The 17641-nt window shown below is 63.6% G+C and carries 15 protein-coding genes and 1 tRNA gene; 7 read left to right on the top strand and 9 right to left on the bottom strand.

Annotated elements, in window-relative coordinates; translation table 11 throughout:
• Positions 1 to 82: 82 nt before the first annotated feature.
• From EL234_RS04400 to EL234_RS04390, 3 genes are read left to right on the top strand one after another with little or no spacing between them, the layout of a single operon-like run.
• Entirely contained in the window at positions 83 to 2488 is a 2406-nt protein-coding gene (locus tag EL234_RS04400; protein ID WP_126416325.1) for an HAD-IC family P-type ATPase, read from the top strand.
• Positions 2489 to 2513: 25 nt separating this feature from the next.
• Positions 2514 to 2846, top strand: coding sequence for a MoaD/ThiS family protein (locus tag EL234_RS04395; protein WP_197718464.1), 333 nt, complete (start codon positions 2514 to 2516; stop codon positions 2844 to 2846).
• Positions 2843 to 3637: a HesA/MoeB/ThiF family protein gene (locus EL234_RS04390; RefSeq protein WP_126416324.1), complete on the top strand. Its 795-nt coding sequence runs from the start codon at positions 2843 to 2845 to the stop codon at positions 3635 to 3637. The genes EL234_RS04395 and EL234_RS04390 overlap by 4 nt, the downstream gene beginning before the upstream one ends.
• Before the next feature lie 47 nt (positions 3638 to 3684).
• Here the strand turns inward: EL234_RS04390 and EL234_RS04385 are convergent, their stop codons facing one another.
• The 5 genes from EL234_RS04385 to modA all read right to left on the bottom strand — a co-directional run bounded on the left by EL234_RS04385 (position 3685) and on the right by modA (position 11335).
• The gene (locus tag EL234_RS04385) at positions 3685 to 4173 is read right to left on the bottom strand and encodes a response regulator (protein WP_126416323.1); all 489 of its coding nucleotides are present in this window, start codon (positions 4171 to 4173) and stop codon (positions 3685 to 3687) included.
• Entirely contained in the window at positions 4170 to 6176 is a 2007-nt protein-coding gene (locus EL234_RS04380; protein ID WP_241969096.1) for an ATP-binding protein, read from the bottom strand. Before EL234_RS04380 ends, EL234_RS04385 begins: the two co-directional genes overlap by 4 nt.
• A 13-nt stretch (positions 6177 to 6189) precedes the next feature.
• Positions 6190 to 7716 (bottom strand): SLC13 family permease, encoded by a 1527-nt coding sequence (locus EL234_RS04375; protein WP_126416322.1) that lies wholly within the window; start codon positions 7714 to 7716, stop codon positions 6190 to 6192.
• Positions 7717 to 8267: 551 nt separating this feature from the next.
• Complete coding sequence (locus tag EL234_RS04370) at positions 8268 to 10535, bottom strand: ABC transporter permease (protein WP_126416321.1); 2268 nt, start codon at positions 10533 to 10535, stop codon at positions 8268 to 8270.
• A 23-nt stretch (positions 10536 to 10558) separates the two neighbouring features.
• Complete coding sequence (gene modA, locus EL234_RS04365; RefSeq protein WP_126416320.1) at positions 10559 to 11335, bottom strand: molybdate ABC transporter substrate-binding protein; 777 nt, start codon at positions 11333 to 11335, stop codon at positions 10559 to 10561.
• A 202-nt stretch (positions 11336 to 11537) separates the two neighbouring features.
• Here modA and EL234_RS04360 point away from each other — a divergent pair, with 202 nt between their 5' ends.
• Positions 11538 to 12029 (top strand): MogA/MoaB family molybdenum cofactor biosynthesis protein, encoded by a 492-nt coding sequence (locus tag EL234_RS04360; protein WP_126416319.1) that lies wholly within the window; start codon positions 11538 to 11540, stop codon positions 12027 to 12029.
• A gap of 28 nt (positions 12030 to 12057) precedes the next feature.
• Here the strand turns inward: EL234_RS04360 and EL234_RS04355 are convergent, their stop codons facing one another.
• Both EL234_RS04355 and moaC read right to left on the bottom strand, forming a co-directional pair.
• Entirely contained in the window at positions 12058 to 13431 is a 1374-nt protein-coding gene (locus EL234_RS04355) for a molybdopterin molybdotransferase MoeA (RefSeq protein ID WP_164712346.1), read from the bottom strand.
• A complete protein-coding gene (gene moaC, locus EL234_RS04350; protein WP_126416317.1) occupies positions 13415 to 13912 on the bottom strand; it encodes a cyclic pyranopterin monophosphate synthase MoaC in 498 nt (165 codons plus the stop codon). Before moaC ends, EL234_RS04355 begins: the two co-directional genes overlap by 17 nt.
• A gap of 67 nt (positions 13913 to 13979) precedes the next feature.
• Between moaC and EL234_RS04345 the strand changes: the two genes are divergently transcribed.
• Positions 13980 to 14405 (top strand): molybdenum cofactor biosynthesis protein MoaE, encoded by a 426-nt coding sequence (locus EL234_RS04345; RefSeq protein WP_126416316.1) that lies wholly within the window; start codon positions 13980 to 13982, stop codon positions 14403 to 14405.
• Here the strand turns inward: EL234_RS04345 and moaA are convergent.
• Complete coding sequence (moaA, locus tag EL234_RS04340; RefSeq protein WP_241969092.1) at positions 14402 to 15439, bottom strand: GTP 3',8-cyclase MoaA; 1038 nt, start codon at positions 15437 to 15439, stop codon at positions 14402 to 14404. The two genes, EL234_RS04345 and moaA, sit on opposite strands and share 4 nt — an antisense overlap.
• A gap of 134 nt (positions 15440 to 15573) precedes the next feature.
• On the opposite strand from moaA, the gene mobA reads away from it, so the two are divergent.
• Positions 15574 to 16161, top strand: coding sequence for a molybdenum cofactor guanylyltransferase (gene mobA / locus EL234_RS04335; RefSeq protein WP_241969090.1), 588 nt, complete (start codon positions 15574 to 15576; stop codon positions 16159 to 16161).
• A 112-nt stretch (positions 16162 to 16273) separates the two neighbouring features.
• Positions 16274 to 16699 carry a YccF domain-containing protein gene (locus tag EL234_RS04330; protein WP_126416313.1) on the top strand — a complete coding sequence of 142 codons (426 nt, stop codon included), beginning with the start codon at positions 16274 to 16276 and terminating at the stop codon, positions 16697 to 16699.
• A gap of 793 nt (positions 16700 to 17492) precedes the next feature.
• Here EL234_RS04330 and EL234_RS04325 read toward each other — a convergent pair.
• A tRNA-Pro gene (locus EL234_RS04325) sits at positions 17493 to 17566 on the bottom strand.
• Between the last annotated feature and the right edge of the window lie 75 nt (positions 17567 to 17641).

The following is a 17641-nucleotide window of genomic DNA, read 5'->3' as shown; positions in this document are numbered from 1 at the left end:
AGCGAAATGATTAGGCTGAAAGGCGACACCAACGCCACGATCACAACGCCACGATCACGACGCCTAGATCAGAAGGAGCCCCATGAGCGAAACGGCTCGCACGTCAACGCCAACAACACTGGGCCTAACTGCCAGCGAAGTGGAGGAGCGCCGCCGGGATGGGCGCGCTAACGAACTCCCGCCGCGCACCGGCAAATCCGTGGGTCAGATCGTTAAGCAAAACGTGTTCACTCGGATTAATGCGATCTTGTTCGTGCTGTTCGTCATGGTGCTGAGTACGGGCTCGCTCATCAACGGCATGTTCGGCCTGCTCATCATCGTCAACTCCGGGATCGGGATCATCCAAGAGTTGCGCGCCAAGCGCACGCTTGAATCGCTGACGATTGTGGGCGAAGAACATCCGCGCGTGTGGCGTGATGGCGAGCTCGTCGAGGTCACGCAAGAGGATCTGGTTCTCGACGACGTGGTGCGCGTCGGGGCTGGCAACCAGATTGTGGTTGATGGTGTGGTGACCACCTCCGACTACCTCTCGGTCGATGAGTCCAACCTCACCGGCGAATCCGACGCGGTGCGCAAAGCCCCGGGTGATCCGATCATGTCAGGCTCGTTCGTCGTGTCTGGCACGGGCGACTACACGGTCACCAAGGTGGGCGCGGAGTCCTATGCGGCAAAGCTCGCGGAGGAGGCCTCCCGCTTTTCGCTCGCGCACTCCGAGCTGCAGGCGGGTATCAACAAGATTTTGAAATACATTACGTGGGTGCTCGTGCCGGTTGGCCTGTTGACGATCTGGTCGGCCGTCCGCGGGGGCGCTACGGATTGGCAGGCGGTCGTTCTCGAAATTACGGGCGCGCTCGTGCCCATGGTTCCCGAGGGGCTGGTGCTCATTACGTCGACGGCGTTCGCGCTCGGCGTGATCCGGCTCGGCCAACGTAAGTGCTTGGTGCAAGAGTTGCCCGCGATTGAGGGATTGGCGCGCGTCGACGTCGTGTGCGCGGATAAGACCGGCACTCTCACCGAAAATACGCTCGAGTTTTCCGAGATCATTATGGTTGAGGGCTGCCCGGAAACCGCAGCCGAATGCGAGGAGATCCTCGCCCAGCTCATTGCCACCGATCCGGATCCGAACGCTACTGCCGCCGCAATCGCGCAGCGCTTTCCGCTTACGAGCAAGCCGTGGACGCAAGGTGCGCGCCAGCCGTTTACGTCGGCAAAGAAATGGTCGGGTACCACGTTTTTGAACGACGACGGCACGGCATCGTCGTGGCTGATGGGCGCCCCGGACGTGCTCGCGGGAGACCATCCGGCAGGCCAGAAGGCCGAAGAGATCGGCGCGCAAGGTTTGCGCGTGCTCATGCTCGCGCATTCCCCGCACCCGGTCGATGCAGCGGATGCGCCGGTGGACGTGCGCCCGGTCGCCCTCCTCATTTTCGATCAGAAACTCCGCCCGGACGCGCAGGATACCCTCGAGTATTTCGCGGATCAGGGCGTGGAAGTGAAAGTGATCTCGGGTGATAACGCGGCTTCGGTCGGTGCGGTCACACGCCGCCTCGGAGTGGACGCCGGCCAGGCCGTCGACGCCCGCCACATCGACACCGATTCTTTCGCGGACACGATCGAGAACAATCGCGTGTTTGGCCGGGTGCGCCCGGATCAGAAGCAGGCCATGGTCACGGCCTTGCAGGAGCGCGGGCATACTGTGGCGATGACGGGCGACGGCGTCAACGACGTACTCGCCCTCAAAGACGCCGACATCGGCGTCGCCATGGGCTCGGGTGCCGCGGCCACGCGCGCCGTCGCAAAAATCGTGCTGCTCGACAACCGGTTCGCCACCTTGCCGTACGTCGTCGCTGAAGGGCGGCGCGTGATCGGCAATATCGAACGCGTCGCCAACCTGTTCCTCACCAAGACGATCTACTCGGCCATGCTCGCCATCCTCGTGATCATTGCCGCGGTGCCGTTCCCGTTCATGCCGATCCACGTGACGATCACGGGCTGGTTCACGATCGGCATCCCCGCGTTCCTGCTGGCCCTGCCGCCGAACAACAACCGGGCCCGGCCTGATTTTGTGCCGCGCGTGCTACGGTTCGCCGTGCCCGCTGGGTTGATCGTGGGCACGTCGGCGTTCCTCACGTACATGATCGTTTCCGGCTGGGACGTGCCCGAGCAGCATACCCAGGAGTCGACGGCGGCACTGCTCGCGTTGATCATTCCGTCGTCGTGGGCGGTGTGTACGATCGCTCGCCCGCTGTCGCCATGGAAGTTGCTGCTCGTGGCGCTACCGTTGGTTGGCTACGGGGTGATTTTCAACTGGTCGTTTACGCAGCAGCTGTTCTATCTGGATTCGTCGAATACGGCGATGATGATCCAGGCAACCGCGATCGGCTTGGTGGCGGCGGCATGTATCGAAGCGCTGTGGTGGATGTTGCGCCGCAAGGCCCAGCCGCAGATCCCGCTGTGGAAGCCAGAACCGTTCTTTGATAGGGATTAGCCAAGCGAGCGCGGAAGGATTGTCGATGATTGTGAACGTGCGATACTTCGCGGCAGCCGCGGCTTACGCCGGCGTGGATGCGGAGCGGTTTGACCTTGCGGACGGCGCGAGCGTGGGCGACCTTGTGGCAGCAATTAAAGCCAAGCACGACGCCGGGAGCGCGCCCGACGCCGTACCACCGGCTAGCGAGCCCGGCGCCGGCAACCCCGCCGGCAACGAGCGATTGAGCCGCGTACTAGAACTGTCGTCGTTCCTCGTCAACGGGGTGCGGGCAGAGTCTGCTGACGTGCTTCCTGCCGACGCGGACGTCGACGTCCTGCCACCGTTTGCCGGCGGCTCGCCAGACGAGGCGCAATGACTAGCGCGCGTCCACTTGTGGAGCCGGGCCCGAAGCTGACTGGCGAGCAGCGGGAGCGATATGCCCGGCACATCGTGCTGGAGGGCATGGGAGAGCTCGGGCAGCGGCGGTTGCTCAATGCGCGCGTGCTCATGATCGGTGCTGGCGGGCTCGGGTCGAGCGCGCTCACCTATCTCGCTGCGGCGGGGGTGGGCACGATTGGGATTGTTGACGCCGACCGAGTCGACCTATCGAACCTGCAACGCCAGATCATCCACGCCACCTCGGCTATCGGTGAGCTGAAGGCGGAGAGTGCGGCGCGGCGTCTGCGAGACATCAACCCGGATATCGACGTGATCCCGCTGCCGGTGCGGCTGGAGAAGCACAACGCTGCCGAGCTGCTGACCGGTTGGGATGTGGTGCTCGACGGCACCGATAACCTCGCCACCCGGTATCTGATCTCGGATACGGCAGTGGAACTTGAGATTCCGGTCGTGTTTGGCAGCGTGCTCCAGTGGGGTGCTCAAATATCGGTGTTCTGGACGGGGCCGCGCGCGGTTGCCGCGGGATTCCCAGCTCCGAACGGCTTAAGTTTGCGCGACCTTTTCCCGGTCGAAGCTCCGCCCAGTGCCGTGCCAAAAACCGCGGAGGTTGGGATCATGGGCGTGGTTCCGGGCCTTGCCGGGACGATCATGGCGAGCGAAGCGATCAAGCTGATTACCGGCACAGGCTCCGCGCTCATCGGGCGCGTCTGCTATGTGGATGTAGCCGGCGCCCGGGTGGCCGACATCCCGCTGCGCCCGCGCCCGTAAAACTGGTTACCGGTCTTAGTCTGCGACTGTAAAACTCGTTACCGGTCTTAGTCTGCGACTGTGAAGTGGCGCGCGAGCTCCATTGCCCGCCCCTGATCAAGAACCGGCAAGTGCGGCAGGGGGTTGATTCCCGCGACCTCCACGAAATCCGTCAGCATCCGGCGTGACGTTTCGCGCAGATCCTCGGGATCCCACGGCTTGGCAATGTAGTGGTCGAGGTCGGCGTCGTTGACTGCCCGCACGGTGTCCGCCAGATCGGCCTGCCCGGTCACAAGCACTTTGCGTGCCATCGCCGTCCGTTCGTCGTCCATCATCTCAACAAGGAAGTCGACGCCGGTCGTGCCCGGCATCCGGTGATCGCACAGGGCGAGCGCGACGACGTCGCCGTCGGCATCAATCTCGTCAATCACGTCCCATGCGTCCGCGACGTCTTCGGCCGGTTCGATACGGACGTGGTCAGCAAAATCAATGAGGTCGCGCTCGATTGAGGTGCGCACCTCCGGTTCATCTTCAACGATGAGAATCGCGAGTTTCATGTTTCCTCCCTAGTGGTTGGCGCGTGAGAATCCGACGGCGGGTTCGCCAGGGGTACTTCGCCGTCTTCTTGGGGCCCGTCGATGGGCAGGACGATCGTGAACGTGGTGCCGGCTGGGCTGGAGTCGAGGTCGAGCGTGCCCTGGTGGCGGCTGACAATAGACTGAACGACGCTGAGCCCGATACCCATGCCGTAGCGGACCTGCCCGTTCTTCGTGGTGAACCGCGGCTGGAACACGCTCTTTTGCAAATCCTGGGGGATGCCTGGCCCGTTGTCGGCGACCTTGACGAAGATGTGCTCGGCGTCGAAACATCCGGTGCTGATGGTGATCGTGGCATCGTCTTGGTCGACCATCGCTTCAGCCGCGTTGGTGATAAGGTTCGTCCACACTTGCGACACTTGGCCGGGATAGCACGTGATCGGCGGGAGCGTGTGGTAGTCGCGGCGTACGTCCACGTTGAGCAGTTTGTGGGACAGCAGGCGGATCGTGTCGTCGAGGCCTTCGTGGACGTCGACGTCGGTGATCGGGTCGCCGTCCGGGCGCGCGTAGGAGCGCAGCGAGGCGACAAGTTCGGTGATTCGGTGCGACGCCGTCGACACGTTCCGCAACCCCGTACCAATCGACGCGGCAAGCTCGATGGTTTCGAAGTCGATGCTGCGCGAGCGTTTGATCTCTTTGGCAAACTTCGGGTCGTGCAGGCCGGCGAGCACGAGCCGTTGCGCCAGGCTACGATCCCCGGTGACGGCTTCGAGTTCGCGGCGGATGCTTCGGGCTTCGCGGGTGGTGACCGACGTCGAATTGTGTGCCGTTTCGATGGCAGACAGGGTGCGGCGCGCCCACTTTCGATCCGGAGATTTTTTGATCAGCTCGCACACGTCGGTGAACAGGTGGTCTGATGTGCGCCCGATGGCCGCCATCGGATTGTTGAGCTCGTGAGCCACGCCAGCCGCCAGTTCGCCGAGCGACGCAAAACGCGCCTGCGCCATGAGCTCGGTACGCGCCGCCTCCAGATTGCGCAGAGCCGCCGCCAAGTTCGCCCGCTCCTTTTCCAACTGGACAGTCAGCACGTGCTGCTCAATCTGGATGTCCTCCGAACGCCGCAATCGCCGATCAAAGGACCGAACGAACAGCGCGGCAACGAGCACGGGAATCTGTGGGTCGTGATTCCAAATGTAGTTCAGCTGTTCGAAGGTCAGTTGAACGGCGACGACGTTCGTCGTCGTCCGCGACGTAAAAAATGCTTCCCGCCCGGACGTGAGCGCGAGCATGCCGATCAGCCGCCCGGTGGTGGATTGGTGCATGAGCACGTCACCCTCGCCCGACGCACGCTCCAGCGAGACTTGGCCAGACAGCGCGAGCGTCACCTCCTCCACCCGGTGGCCTTCGGACGTGAGATGCACGTCGGGTGGGAAGTGAATACGCGGCTGATAGCCAAGCAACCGATCCGCGATCGCCACGATCTCGTGCACAATCTCCAGATCGGACACGTCGATGTTCAGCGCGAAACGCTCATCAGCCGTGGTCCGTTCAGGTTTGCCCGCAACCGCGCGCGTGTTCTTGCGATAGCGGCGGAGCTGTGTGCGAATATCGCGGGTGAACACTTTCGGCCGCAGGTCGGGCAGATAGGCGATGAGGTCGAGCCGCGACCTGTGTGCGAGCGTAGCCAGCCCGTGCGTGTCACGCTCCGTGGCCAGCACGACAATACGCACGAAATCATGGTCTTTATCGTCGAGGAAGCCGTGGATCGGATGGTCGTCGCTGACGCCGTCGCTATCAACCGTAATTGTGATAACGGCCAGCTCGTCGAGCCGATGCTCAATCTTTTTTAGCGCGGCGAAGTCGGGCACGGAGTGGATCGTGCATTCACCCTGCAGGTTACGTGCCAGCCAGGGGCGTACGAACAGGGTGGGCTCGTCGGCGCCGATCATGACGACGTCGAGCACGCGCTCGTCAACCTCCGAGCTGCCGTGCTCGGACGGTGGGATCACTCCGGGATGACTCATCGCGCCTCACTCATCACTGCAATAATCCGAGCAGATCCCACACGGGCGGCAGGCCGAAAACTAGGAGGGCGGTGGCCAGCGAACCAACGACCATACCTACGAGCGCCATCTGCGAAATCTTGATCTCGCCAGTCGAGTAGGCGATCGCATTGGGCGGCGTGGAGATCGGCATCGACATGCCAAGCGAGCAGGCGATAGCGACGACGACGGCCACGGTGATCGTGTCAATGCCGTCGAGCGAGACCGCGAGCGAGACGGCGAGCGGCACGAGCAGGTTCGCCGCAGCCGAATGTGAAATCACGTTGGCCATACCGAACGCGATGAGAGCAAGAAGTGCGAGGATCGCGAGGCCAGACATCGTCTCCCACGGCACCGACGAGACAAGCCACTCATCCAGCCCGGTGGCGCCCACGCCCGTGCCGAGCGCGATACCGCCGGAGACGAGCCAGAGCACCGGCCAGTCGAGCTTCTTGATGTCGTCCCCGCCCATGACCTTCAGCGCGAGCAGTGCGACCACCGGGAAGAAGCCAACGATATTCGAGGAGACTCCGTGCAGCGGCTCCGTCATCCACAGCAGAATCGTGGTGGCTGCGACCGCGTAGAACAGTTTCGCGTTCGTGGACATGTCCCACGAGGACGTCATGTCGATCTTGATCTTGACATCTTTCGGCAGGAACACCACGGAGATGAACAGCCAGGAGAAGATCAGGACGACGAGCATGAACGGGATCGCCATGATCATCCAGTCCACGAACGACACCGTGATCCCACGCTCGGCGAGAGCCGCGATGGCAATCGCGTTCGGTGGGGTGCCCACCGGTGTTCCGATACCGCCAATGTTCGCGGCCGTGGGGATAGCAAGAGCCACGCCGGCTCGCGCCTTACCCTTCGGCAGGCTACGCAGAATCGGTGCGACAACGGCGAACATCGTGGCCGTCGTCGCCGTGTTCGACATGAACATGGATAGCAGGGCAGTAATGAGCATGAGCCCCGCCGTCGTCGCCCGCGCCGAATCAGAAAATGGCTTGAGCATGACGGCCGCAAGGTTCTTGTCCAGGCCGAACTTTTCGGCGCCGTCGGCAATCATGAAACCGCCGAGGAACAGAATAATGACCGGGTTGGCAAGCGCCGCGAAATAATCCGCTGCGGGGAGGGCGGCCTCGGCGAGTGCGGGATCCCCGCCACCCGGGTCGAGGATCGCCCCCGAAGAAATGAGGATGACCTCGAGGAAAATGACGAGCACCGCTGTGGCGGTCAACGAAATCGGTTCGGTGATCCAGAAGACGATTGCGAGTAAGAAGATCGCGAGCATCCGCTCGCCGGGCACCGACAAGTTCGGGATATCAACGAGGAACGGAAACAGGAACGCTACTAGGCCAAGCACGAGGCCGATCTTTTGCTTAGTTCCCAAAGGCGGACGCTTCGTGGTCACGGGAGGTTTTGTGGTGGCACGGCGAACTGGCCGGGGGCGGCGAAGAGGTTGTCGGGGCTGCGGCTGGCCGCTCGGGGAAGGGGTGTTTTTACTCGCGTGGTCAGTCATACCTCTAATATATGCGTTTCTCTAGCGGGGTGGGCACTCGGCTCGTTCGGGTGACCTTAATCCGCGCGTGCCAGCGGAACGTGAACGGCCGTTCGCCCCGGCCAGACCGTGTGTGCTGCGGTTGGGCAGGCGCGAAAATTCCCAGACAATTCCCAGACGGAATCAATGGTTATCTAAGGGTCGCCCCACATAATAGAGATATCGCAAGGAACAATCCCTTAAAGATTTACCTTTCGTGTGTGTGATGCTGACGTGACGCGCAGGTCAGAGAAGGAATTTGTGCAGTCTTCTCGATGAAGCCAGTGCGTCTTGCCCGAGGCGGGCGGCCTTTTTTGCGTGGATGGCCGCCCGCCTCATTAATTTCTGCAAACCCGGTCGTTTCGCCGTTACCTGAGCGCGTACGCGGAGCTAACGATTGAGGATTTTCGGTTTGCTGCACATATACGCAAGGCTTCGGAAAATCTCAATTGTTAGCTCCGCCGAGCAAGCAAGCGTTCCGCAAAATCGCCCATATTGCCTGTTATGACCGCTCCTAGAATTGGCGTCTGTGCCTAGACACCGCCCGCAGACTGCGAGTCGTCACGGCTAGCCGACCTGACCGGGATAATCCGCACCTGCATCGCCTTGACCTCGGCCACAAGCTCCGTGCCGACCGTGATGCCAAGCTCGGAGGCCGCGGCCGCCGTGATGAGCGCGCGCAGAGGCGTTGTGCTCCCAATGTCGAGTCGCACGTCTACGCCCACGGAACTTGCCTGAATCGAGGTCACCGTGCCGGGTATGGCGTTGCGAACGGAGCTGCGTCCAACTGTTCCACGACTAGGCGCTTCCCCAGTTTGGATATTGTCAGTGCTGATCGTGTGGGCATCGGCTTCCCCATGTGGCACAGTCCCGCGTGACACCGCGCTAGGCGGCACCGCCCGCAGTGCCACGGCTCGCGGGTCGAAGACGGCCGCCGCCCGGGCTCCCTCGTGAACGTCGGCGAGCTGGCCGTGAATCTGCACCTTGGCGTCGTTGATCTGGAGCACCCCGCCGGTGACGTGCCCGAACTGCATGTTAAGCCCGGCGAATTCGGCGGCGAACGCCGTGGCGGGATTCGTCAGGCAGGAGGAGGTGGGGCCAAGATCGGCAAGCCGCCCGGCATCGAGTACGGCCACGCGGTCGGCGAGGCTGAGCACGTCGATGAGGTCGTGGGTGACGATCACCGTGGTCAATCCGCGAGTGCGCGCGGCGATGAGGGAACGCAGCGCGTCGGCGGAGGCGGCGTCGAGCGCGGCGAAAGGTTCGTCGAGGAGTAGGAGCTGCGGGTCGACGGCGAGCACCCGGGCCAACGCCACCCGCTGCGCCTGACCTCCGGAGAGTTGCGCAGGCGCCCTGTCTGCGAGGTCGGCGAGCCCAACGGTGGCGAGCTCGGCGCGTGCCCGCTGCCGCGCGGCGGTCTTGCTAAGGCCGTGGCAGCGCGGGCCGAAAGCAACATTGTCGAGCACGGACATGTGCGGAAATAGCGACGGCGACTGGTCCAGGAATCCGATCGTGTCTGGCACGTCCACGCGGGCCGTCGGGCTGGTGATGTCGCCAGCCAGCAGGCGCAGGCCGGTGGACTTACCGGAGCCGTTCGGCCCGATAAGCGCGAGCGTCTCACCCGGTTCGCCGGTGAGCTCATAGGCGACCTTGCGTTCGGGCACGTGTGCCACGAGAGTGAACGGCGCCGGGGCGGGTGAAGGCTCGCTTGGTGCGTTCGTAGGCCCGGGCTCAGGCGTGTTTGCTGCACGCCCAGGGCCCACTGCGGCGGTTGCTGCGCTTGCCGCTTGGACCGGCATGCTTGACGCCTGGCCGGGCGCGCTCGCTGCGGGGTCGGGTGCGCTCGCGATTGCCGCGGCTGCCGTCTGGTTCGTCTTGCTCGCAGTCCGAGCTGCCAGCTTGGTAAAGCCTGCCGCATCGCCGAGCCCTGAAGAAGCCACGCCGCTCCCGGTGTCGTGCCCGGTGTCATGCCCGGCGTCGTGATCTGAGTGTGCGAAGCGGCGCATGTTACGCGCCTCCAACACGGAGGTCAGCCCGGTGAGCGCGAGCGCAAACACGATGAGTACCAGGGCGAGGGCGAGCGCAGCGGCCGGATCCTGCTCGCGTTGCAAATAAACTTCGAGCGGGAGCGTGCGAGTGGTGCCTTGCATCGACCCGGCGAAAGTGATGGTGGCGCCGAATTCTCCTAGCGAGCGAGCGAATGCGAGCGAGGCGCCCGATGCGATTGACGGCGCGAGCAGCGGAAGCGTGATCCGGGAAAACTGCACCCAACGGCTAGCCCCCAGGCCGCGCGCCGCGTGTTCGAGGTCCGACCCCGCGGCGCGCGCCGCAGTTTCCACCGTCATCACCAGGTAGGGCAGCGACACGAATATTTGCGCGAGCACAACAGCGAGCGTCGTGAACGGCACCTGGATTCCCACCGCCTCGAGCGCTGGCCCAAACACGCCCCGCCGCCCGAATGTGGCTAGTAGCGCCAAGCCGGCCACGACCGGCGGCATCACCAGTGGCACGAGCACGAGCGCGCGCACGGGCGTGAGCCAGCGCGGCCTCACGGGCAGCTCGCCGGCCCGCGCAAAAATGAGCGCCAGCGGGCAGCCGATCACAAGGCTCACGGCAGTCGACACGAGGCACGTGCGCAACGAAAGCCACAGCGCCGTCACAGACGACTCGGAGGCGAGGATCGTCCCCAAATCCGCCCACGGCACGCGCGACGCCATGCCGACCAGCGGCAACGTCAACGCGAGCAGAGCAAGCAGCGCAGGCAGCCAGAACCAGCTGGGAATCCCGCGGAGTTTCATCATCGTGCCGGGCCTACCGGGCCCCCTCACTTCGCCGTTTCACCGAAGCCGTACTTGGCCATGATCTCTTGTCCGGCATCGGACATGACGGCGTCAATAAACGCCTTGGCAAGCTCCGGATTGGGAGCATCTGAGAGAGCCGTGATCATGTACGTGGTTCCGACGGCGGCCACGCCCGGAGCATCGACGATGTCGACGGCGTCGCCAGCAAGTAGCGCGTCAGTGAGGTAGACGAGCCCGGCGTCGGCCTCACCGCTTTCCACCTTTGCGCGCACGTCGCTCACCGACTGCTCCTCAGAGACGGGCTGCAAGGTGATGCCCTCAGCCTGCGCGAGCTCCTGGCTGGCCGCCCCGCACGGCACCTGCGGTGCACACACCACGAACTTGGCGGCGTTGGCCGATTCGAGGTCGGTCACGCCCGCCGGGTTGCCGGCCGGCACAATGAGCCGCAGCGTATTCGTGGTGAGCTTGGTGGGCTCTGCGGCGAGCCCGGCGTCGGTCACTTTCGTCATGTTGGCCTCGTTGGCCGAGGCGAACACGTCCGCAGACGCGCCAGACTGCAGCTTTTCCGCAAGCGAACTGGAGCCTTCAAAAGCAAAACGGACGACGACGTCGGGATGGCTTTCAGTGAAAACCTCCTCCGCGATTTCTGGAAAAGCGGCGTTCAGGGAAGCGGCCGCAAACACGGTGATCTCGGTGGTATCGTCCGAGGGGCTGGCGTCGTTGTTATCGTCGGCCGAACATCCGCCGGCTGCCAGTCCAATGAGTAATGAGCCCACAAGGGCGAGGGTGCGCGTTTTCATGAGATATTCTCCTGCCTTGCAACGTAGGTCCCGAGGCGCCGCCGGGGCGTTGCCATTCCCGGCGAGAGGACGTGTGACGGCAGCTTTCGCCCTGCCGTGGCGTGTCTCCATCTTATGCTGTTTTGGGTTAGCACGTGCCAAATTTGCGTCTCTTGATTCGACCAACTCTTGACTATTTACTTACTCGGTTTATGCTGGATGCATGGACATTAACGCGGCAGTAGTGACTGTGTCAGACAGGGCGACGGCGGGCGAACGCGAGGACCTCTCCGGCCCCACAGCAGTGCGCCTACTTGAAGAAGCTGGCGTCAAAGTGCTGGAAACAGCAGTGGTTAGCGACGACGTGCGAGCAATCGCCGAAGGCGTACAGAACGTTGCCTACGACGAGATCGACCTCATTATCACCACCGGCGGCACGGGCATCACGCCGCAGGACTACACGGCGCGCGCCATGGACCCGCTGTTGCGCTTCGACATTCCGGGCATCGCCGAGGCGATTCGTCACCGTGGAGTCCAAAAAGGCGTACCTGGAGCTCTGCTTTCGCGCGGGCGGGCCGGCGTCATGGTCGGCGGTAAAAACCGCACACTCGTCATCAATCTTGCCGGTTCGCCGGACGCGGTTGAGGACGGCCTGGCAGTCGTCATCCCCGTGCTCGAGCACGCGATTGCGCAGATGCGCGGCGGAGACCACTGAGCGGCTCGCCTAAATTCGGCCAGTCCGGTTAGAGCGGGATAATTTGCACGAGGTCGCCGGGCTTTACTTCAGTCACCTCCGCGTCGACGACGGCGAGCACCTGCGCAGCGTGCAACGAAGCGGCCAGGTGCGATCCGGAGCCGAGACGGTGAACTGGCACGACGACGTCGTACCCGTCCCCGTCCGTAGAGCCCCCGGCTGTAGAATCCCCGTGTGTAGAGCCCTCGTCCACAAGGTTCTCGTTTGCTGAACTCCGAACCGTAGAACCGCCGGGCAGGAGCGCACCCGGCAAGTATTGGCGGCGCCCGGGCGACGAACGCCACGCGGGGCCCGCACGGGCCATGCGCGTCGTGCTCGCGAGGCTATCAGGCTGACCAAGCAGTCGGCCGATAAACGGCCGCACAAACAACCGGAAAGATACTGCTACCGACACCGGATTGCCGGGCAGGGCAATGACGGGAACGCTGCCGGCCATGCCGTGCCCTTGCGGTTTGCCGGGTTGCATGGCCACTTTTTCGAACGTCCACCCGTGGGCGAGCCCGTATTCTTTGACGGGGTCGAACGCGCCCATTGATACTCCGCCCGAGGTGACGATGAGGTCGACGTCGGTGGGCAGCGCCGCGCCGAAATCCGCGGCGGTGTCGCCCGTCGTGCGCGCTAAGACGGCCTGCCCGCCAGCCTCACGAACGAGCAGTGCCAGAAGAGTTGAGTTCGAATCGGGGATCATCCCGGGGGAGAGCTGTTCTCCCGGTGCGGCCAGCTCGGCGCCGGTGGCCAGCACCGCCACCCGCGGGCGCGTGACCACCTCGACCTCGCCATACCCAATCGCTGCAAGCGTGGATGCCGTGCGCGCACTGATCACGCTTCCCGCGCTCACAACGAGATCCTCGGCTGCAATATCCTCGCCGGCCAGGCGCACGTTCGCTCCCGGCTTCGGCGCGCGGTGCACCGTGACAGTGCGGGGTGCCGCGGAGGCACCACGCGGGGCGTCGGTATCCTCGACCGGCACGACGGCGTCGGCCCACGCGGGCATCGGCGCCCCGGTCATGATGCGCGCAGCCGGCGGGAGCTGGCCCACCTCCTCGCGCGCTGTGCCTTCGACATCGCCACGCGCGGTGGGCGTGTGCCCGGCAGCAATATCCGCAACGACGGCGAACTCCCACGGCCCGTCGTCGTGCCCGGCGTCGTCCCCAAAATCGGCGCCCCTCACCGCGAAACCGTCCATCGCTGAATTGTCGAACGGCGGAACGGAGAACGTGGCGTGTGCGTCGTCGGCGAGCGTACGGCCGTGACTATCTGCCAGCGAGACCACCTCGGTGCCCAAACGCTGCGGGGCGAGGTTCTCGACCAGCAGCTGCCAGTAGTCCTCCGGTGTCAGCGGGCGATCAGAGGTCGATGACATGATCATCCTCGAAACCTGGCCGCTCCCATGTGCCCGAACGGCCCCCGGACTTGCGGGTAATAAAAACGTCAGTGATCGCAGCCGACCTGTCCACGCCCTTCACCATGTCCACCACGTTGAGCGCCGCCACGGCCGCCGCCGTCAACGCCTCCATTTCAACACCCGTGCGATCAGCGCTGCGCACCGTGGTGCGAATGAGCACGTGGTCGGCGCCCAGGGCAATATCAACCTCGGCGCCGTGCACGCCAATCGTGTGCGCCAGGGGTAGCAGATCCGGCACGCGCTTCGCAGCCGCAATACCAGCAACTCGGGCCACCGCGAGCACGTCACCCTTCGGAACCGTGCCCTCCCGCAACGCCGTCATCACCTCGGGCGCCACCAGCACCTTTGCCTGTGCGCTCGCCTCACGGATCGTGGGCTGCTTCGCCGTCACATCAACCATCCACGCCTCACCGGCGCCATTCATATGGGGGAGCTTCATCGTTTCCTCTCGCAGATCACCTCCCATGTTAATGTGATCTGCAGGCCACGGCACACTAGGAGACGCCATGAACACCCGCATCGGTTCCACCGGCATCCAATGGGAACCCCTCGACACGGACACCATCGCGAGCACCGTACGCTCCGATACGTGCGGCGCCGTCGTCATCTTCGAAGGAATTGTCCGTAATCACGACGCCGGGCGCGCGGTGAGCGGCATCGAATACAGCGCCCACCCCTCCGCGGCAGAGGTTATGTACGACGTCGCCGCGGAAGTCGCCGGCAGGCACCCGGAGTGTCGGGTGGCCGTGGTGCACCGAGTCGGCACACTTGGCATCGGCGAGCTCGCCCTCGTGGCGGCTGTGGCAAGCCCGCACCGAACGGCGTCGTTCGCGGCGATCACCGACGTCGTCGACACCGTTAAAGAAAAACTGCCCGTGTGGAAACGCCAAGTTTTTGCCGGTGGCACCGACGAATGGGTAGGCAGCGCCTAGCCGCCAATCTCCGACATGTAGCGGTCCGGCTGCACGAAACTCGGGTCGTCAATCCCGTGACCGGGCTTCTTTTTCCACGTGGCACCCGCCCATATTCGCGCGAGCTCCTCATCGGATGCGCCGGCCCGCATCGGACCGCGCAGATCGGTCTCTTCGCGGGCGAACAGGCAGGTGCGAATCTGGCCGTCGGCGGTCAGCCGCGTGCGGTCGCAATTCCCACAAAACGGCTTCGACACTGAGGCGATCACCCCGACCGTTCCCGCCGGATGATCGCGGCCCGGCGCCACCGCCCACAGGCTCGCCGGCGCGGACTCGTCCACGCGCGGCAGCGGCGACAGCTCGAACTCGGCGCTGAGCAGCTCGAGCACATCCTCCTGTGTCATCATCGCCTCCCGCCGCCACGTGTGCCGCGGCCCAAGCGGCATATGCTCAATAATTCTCAGCTGCGTGCCGGCTTGCAGGCAGTAGCGCAGGACGTCGGGCAGACCGGCGTCGTTAACCCCGCGCATCGCTACCGCGTTAATCTTGATCGGCGTTAGGCCAGCGGCGCGCGCGGCGTCGATTCCGGCGAACACGTCCGGCAGGCGGTCCCGCCCGGAAATGCGCGCATAAAGTTCGCGGTCCACCGTGTCCAGCGAAATGTTCACCCGAGAAATCCCCGCTTCGGCCAGCGCGGACGCCTTCTTGTCTAGCCCGAGCGCGTTCGTGGTCAGCGCGAGTTCCGGGCGTGCCCCACTGCGAGTGCGAAGCGAACGCGCATAGGCCGCAATATCGAGCAATCCGCGGCGCAAAAGCGGCTCGCCACCCGTGAACCGAATCTCCTCAATGCCCAGCAGGCTCACCGCTATGTTGATCAGGCGCTTCACCTCGGCGTCCGTGAGAGTCTGCGCGGTGGGTAGCCAGTCGAGACCTTCCGGCGGCATGCAATACGAGCAGCGCAGATTACAGCGGTCAGTCAGCGACACGCGCAGATCTCGCGCCACGCGACCCCACTGATCCGCAAGCGCCAACATGCGCATAGGCTCAACCGTCATGCTCACCATCCTAGTGTGGGCGCTCGTATTTAGCCGATCTGCTTCGTTCCGGGCGCGCATGCCCCCGTGCCTGCCTGCACGCTACGAGTAGCATGGGCTCGAAGATATCGCGCAATCAGAGCAGGAGGAAGATTGTGAACGAGGCGGTTCAAGCGATCATCATCCTCGGCGGGGGCACGGGCGCCCGCCTCGGCGGCGTCTCAAAACCCGAGTTTCGCGCCGGCGGCCGGCGGCTCATCGACATCCTCTTCGACCAGCTCGGAGAGACCGGGTTCGCGGGGCGGCGCGTCCTCGTCGCGCCGCGAAGTGTGGAGGTGCCGCCCGGCGTGCTCGTCACGCTTGAAGACCCACCCCACGGCGGTCCGGTTGCTGGCATCGGAGCCGGGCTAACAGCGCTACACGATATCGACGACGCCGCGCTTATCGCCCTTGCCACCTGCGATGCGCCGGTGGCCGTCCGGCTTTTGCCTGAACTTGCCACGGCGATCGGCGTTCACGACGGCGCCGTACCTGTGAACCCAGAAGGATGGCCACTATACACGCACGGCGTGTACCGGGCTGGTGCGCTGCGGACGCTGGACTATCCGCGCAACGCGTCCGTGCGAGCAGTGCTATCCGTGCTGGATCTTACCTATGTGGAGGATACGGCCGGGCACTGCATCGACGTCGACGAACCCGCCGACGTGCCGGTGTTGCTGCGCCACCTGGATACTTTGAGCTGAGCGAGCTCGCCTGATCTAAGTGCGCGCGAACATGCGAAACGGGTACTATGTGTAAAACTGGTAGCAGCACACGCGGTTCGCATCCATCCACAACAGGAACGAGGTCTTCGCCATGCGCTTTCTACTCAACATCATCTGGGTTATTTTCGGAGGGCTTGCTCTATTCTTGGAGTACCTCCTGGCAGGAGCCGTGTCATTTATTTTCATCATCACAATCCCGGCCTCGATCGCGTGCTTCCGTATTGCGGGATATGTGCTGTGGCCGTTCGGTCGGGTGGTTGTGGACAAGCCGGGTGCGGGCGCCGGTTCAACGTTCATGAACGTCGTGTGGTTCTTGGTGGCCGGGCTCTGGCTTTCCATCGGTCATATCGTGACCGCTGCGGTGCAGGCGATCACGATTATCGGCATTCCCCTTGCTATCGCCAACATTAAGCTCATTCCTGTCACGTGCTTCCCGTTCGGCAAGATGGTCGTGTCAGCTGACCAGGCGCGGTTTTATAACAACCCCCGGGGCCAGCAGATTTTCATCGGCCAGTAGCTCAACGACAATCGCGGCGCAGGTGAACCTGCGCCGCGACAGCGAGTCGGGGTGGCGGTGTGTGATTTCACGACATCGTTCCGGTTCGGGCTGGTGAACTAAAACGGTAACGGGCTTGCCCGATCTCACGTACAAAGAACGCTTATCCGACCCTTCTAACAGCTCTTTCCACGCACTATTGCTACCACAGCAATAAATCCAGACTCGAGGGCTGCTGCATCCGTTTTCGTTGCTATAAAAGCAGGAACGCGGCATGAAGCCTAACCGTGACGAGTAGACAGGAGCGCCTGCGGCATGACCCATACTCGGCCCGCTCCGCGTAGCAGGTGAGAAAAGGGCCGATTTCCTGCTTTTTGGCAATGAGATTACGCTAGGTCACCTGTTACGCGGACTCGGTGCGGTATCCCCGCACCGAAGAGCTGAGCCCACCATAGGGCTAAGGGACAAACGGGGAGCAGCACAACGCGTTCCCGGGGTACCTGTTTCGTTCCTGGGGTAGACAATTCGCCGGATTTGGTACCCCGGGAAGTGAACGTGTACCCCCGGAACGCAATAAAGGATTGCGGCAGTGCTCCGACGAGCCAGCGCAGATAGGTAGCGAGCCGCCTAATCCCAACGTTTCTGCTTATATAGCAGTTTTGCTGGACTCGACGGCGCTAACCGGCCTCGTTTCTGCTTATATAGCAGTTCTGCCGAGCTCGAGGGTAAAAACGCGTGGGCAACAGGCCAGTGGGCGGCCAGCGGACCTGAAACGACAATCGCGGCGCAGGTGAACCTGCGCCGCGACAGCGAGTCGGGGTGGCGGGATTTGAACCCACGGCCTCTTCGTCCCGAACGAAGCGCGCTACCAAGCTGCGCCACACCCCGTTATGGCAACCTAATTATGATAACCAACTGCCAAGAAAATCAGAAATCACCGCAGCACACTGCGCTAGAGTTCAC

This window comes from Trueperella bialowiezensis, from assembly GCF_900637955.1.
Classification (GTDB): Bacteria; Actinomycetota; Actinomycetes; order Actinomycetales; family Actinomycetaceae; genus Trueperella; species Trueperella bialowiezensis.
This window is presented reverse-complemented; position numbering and strand designations above follow the sequence as displayed.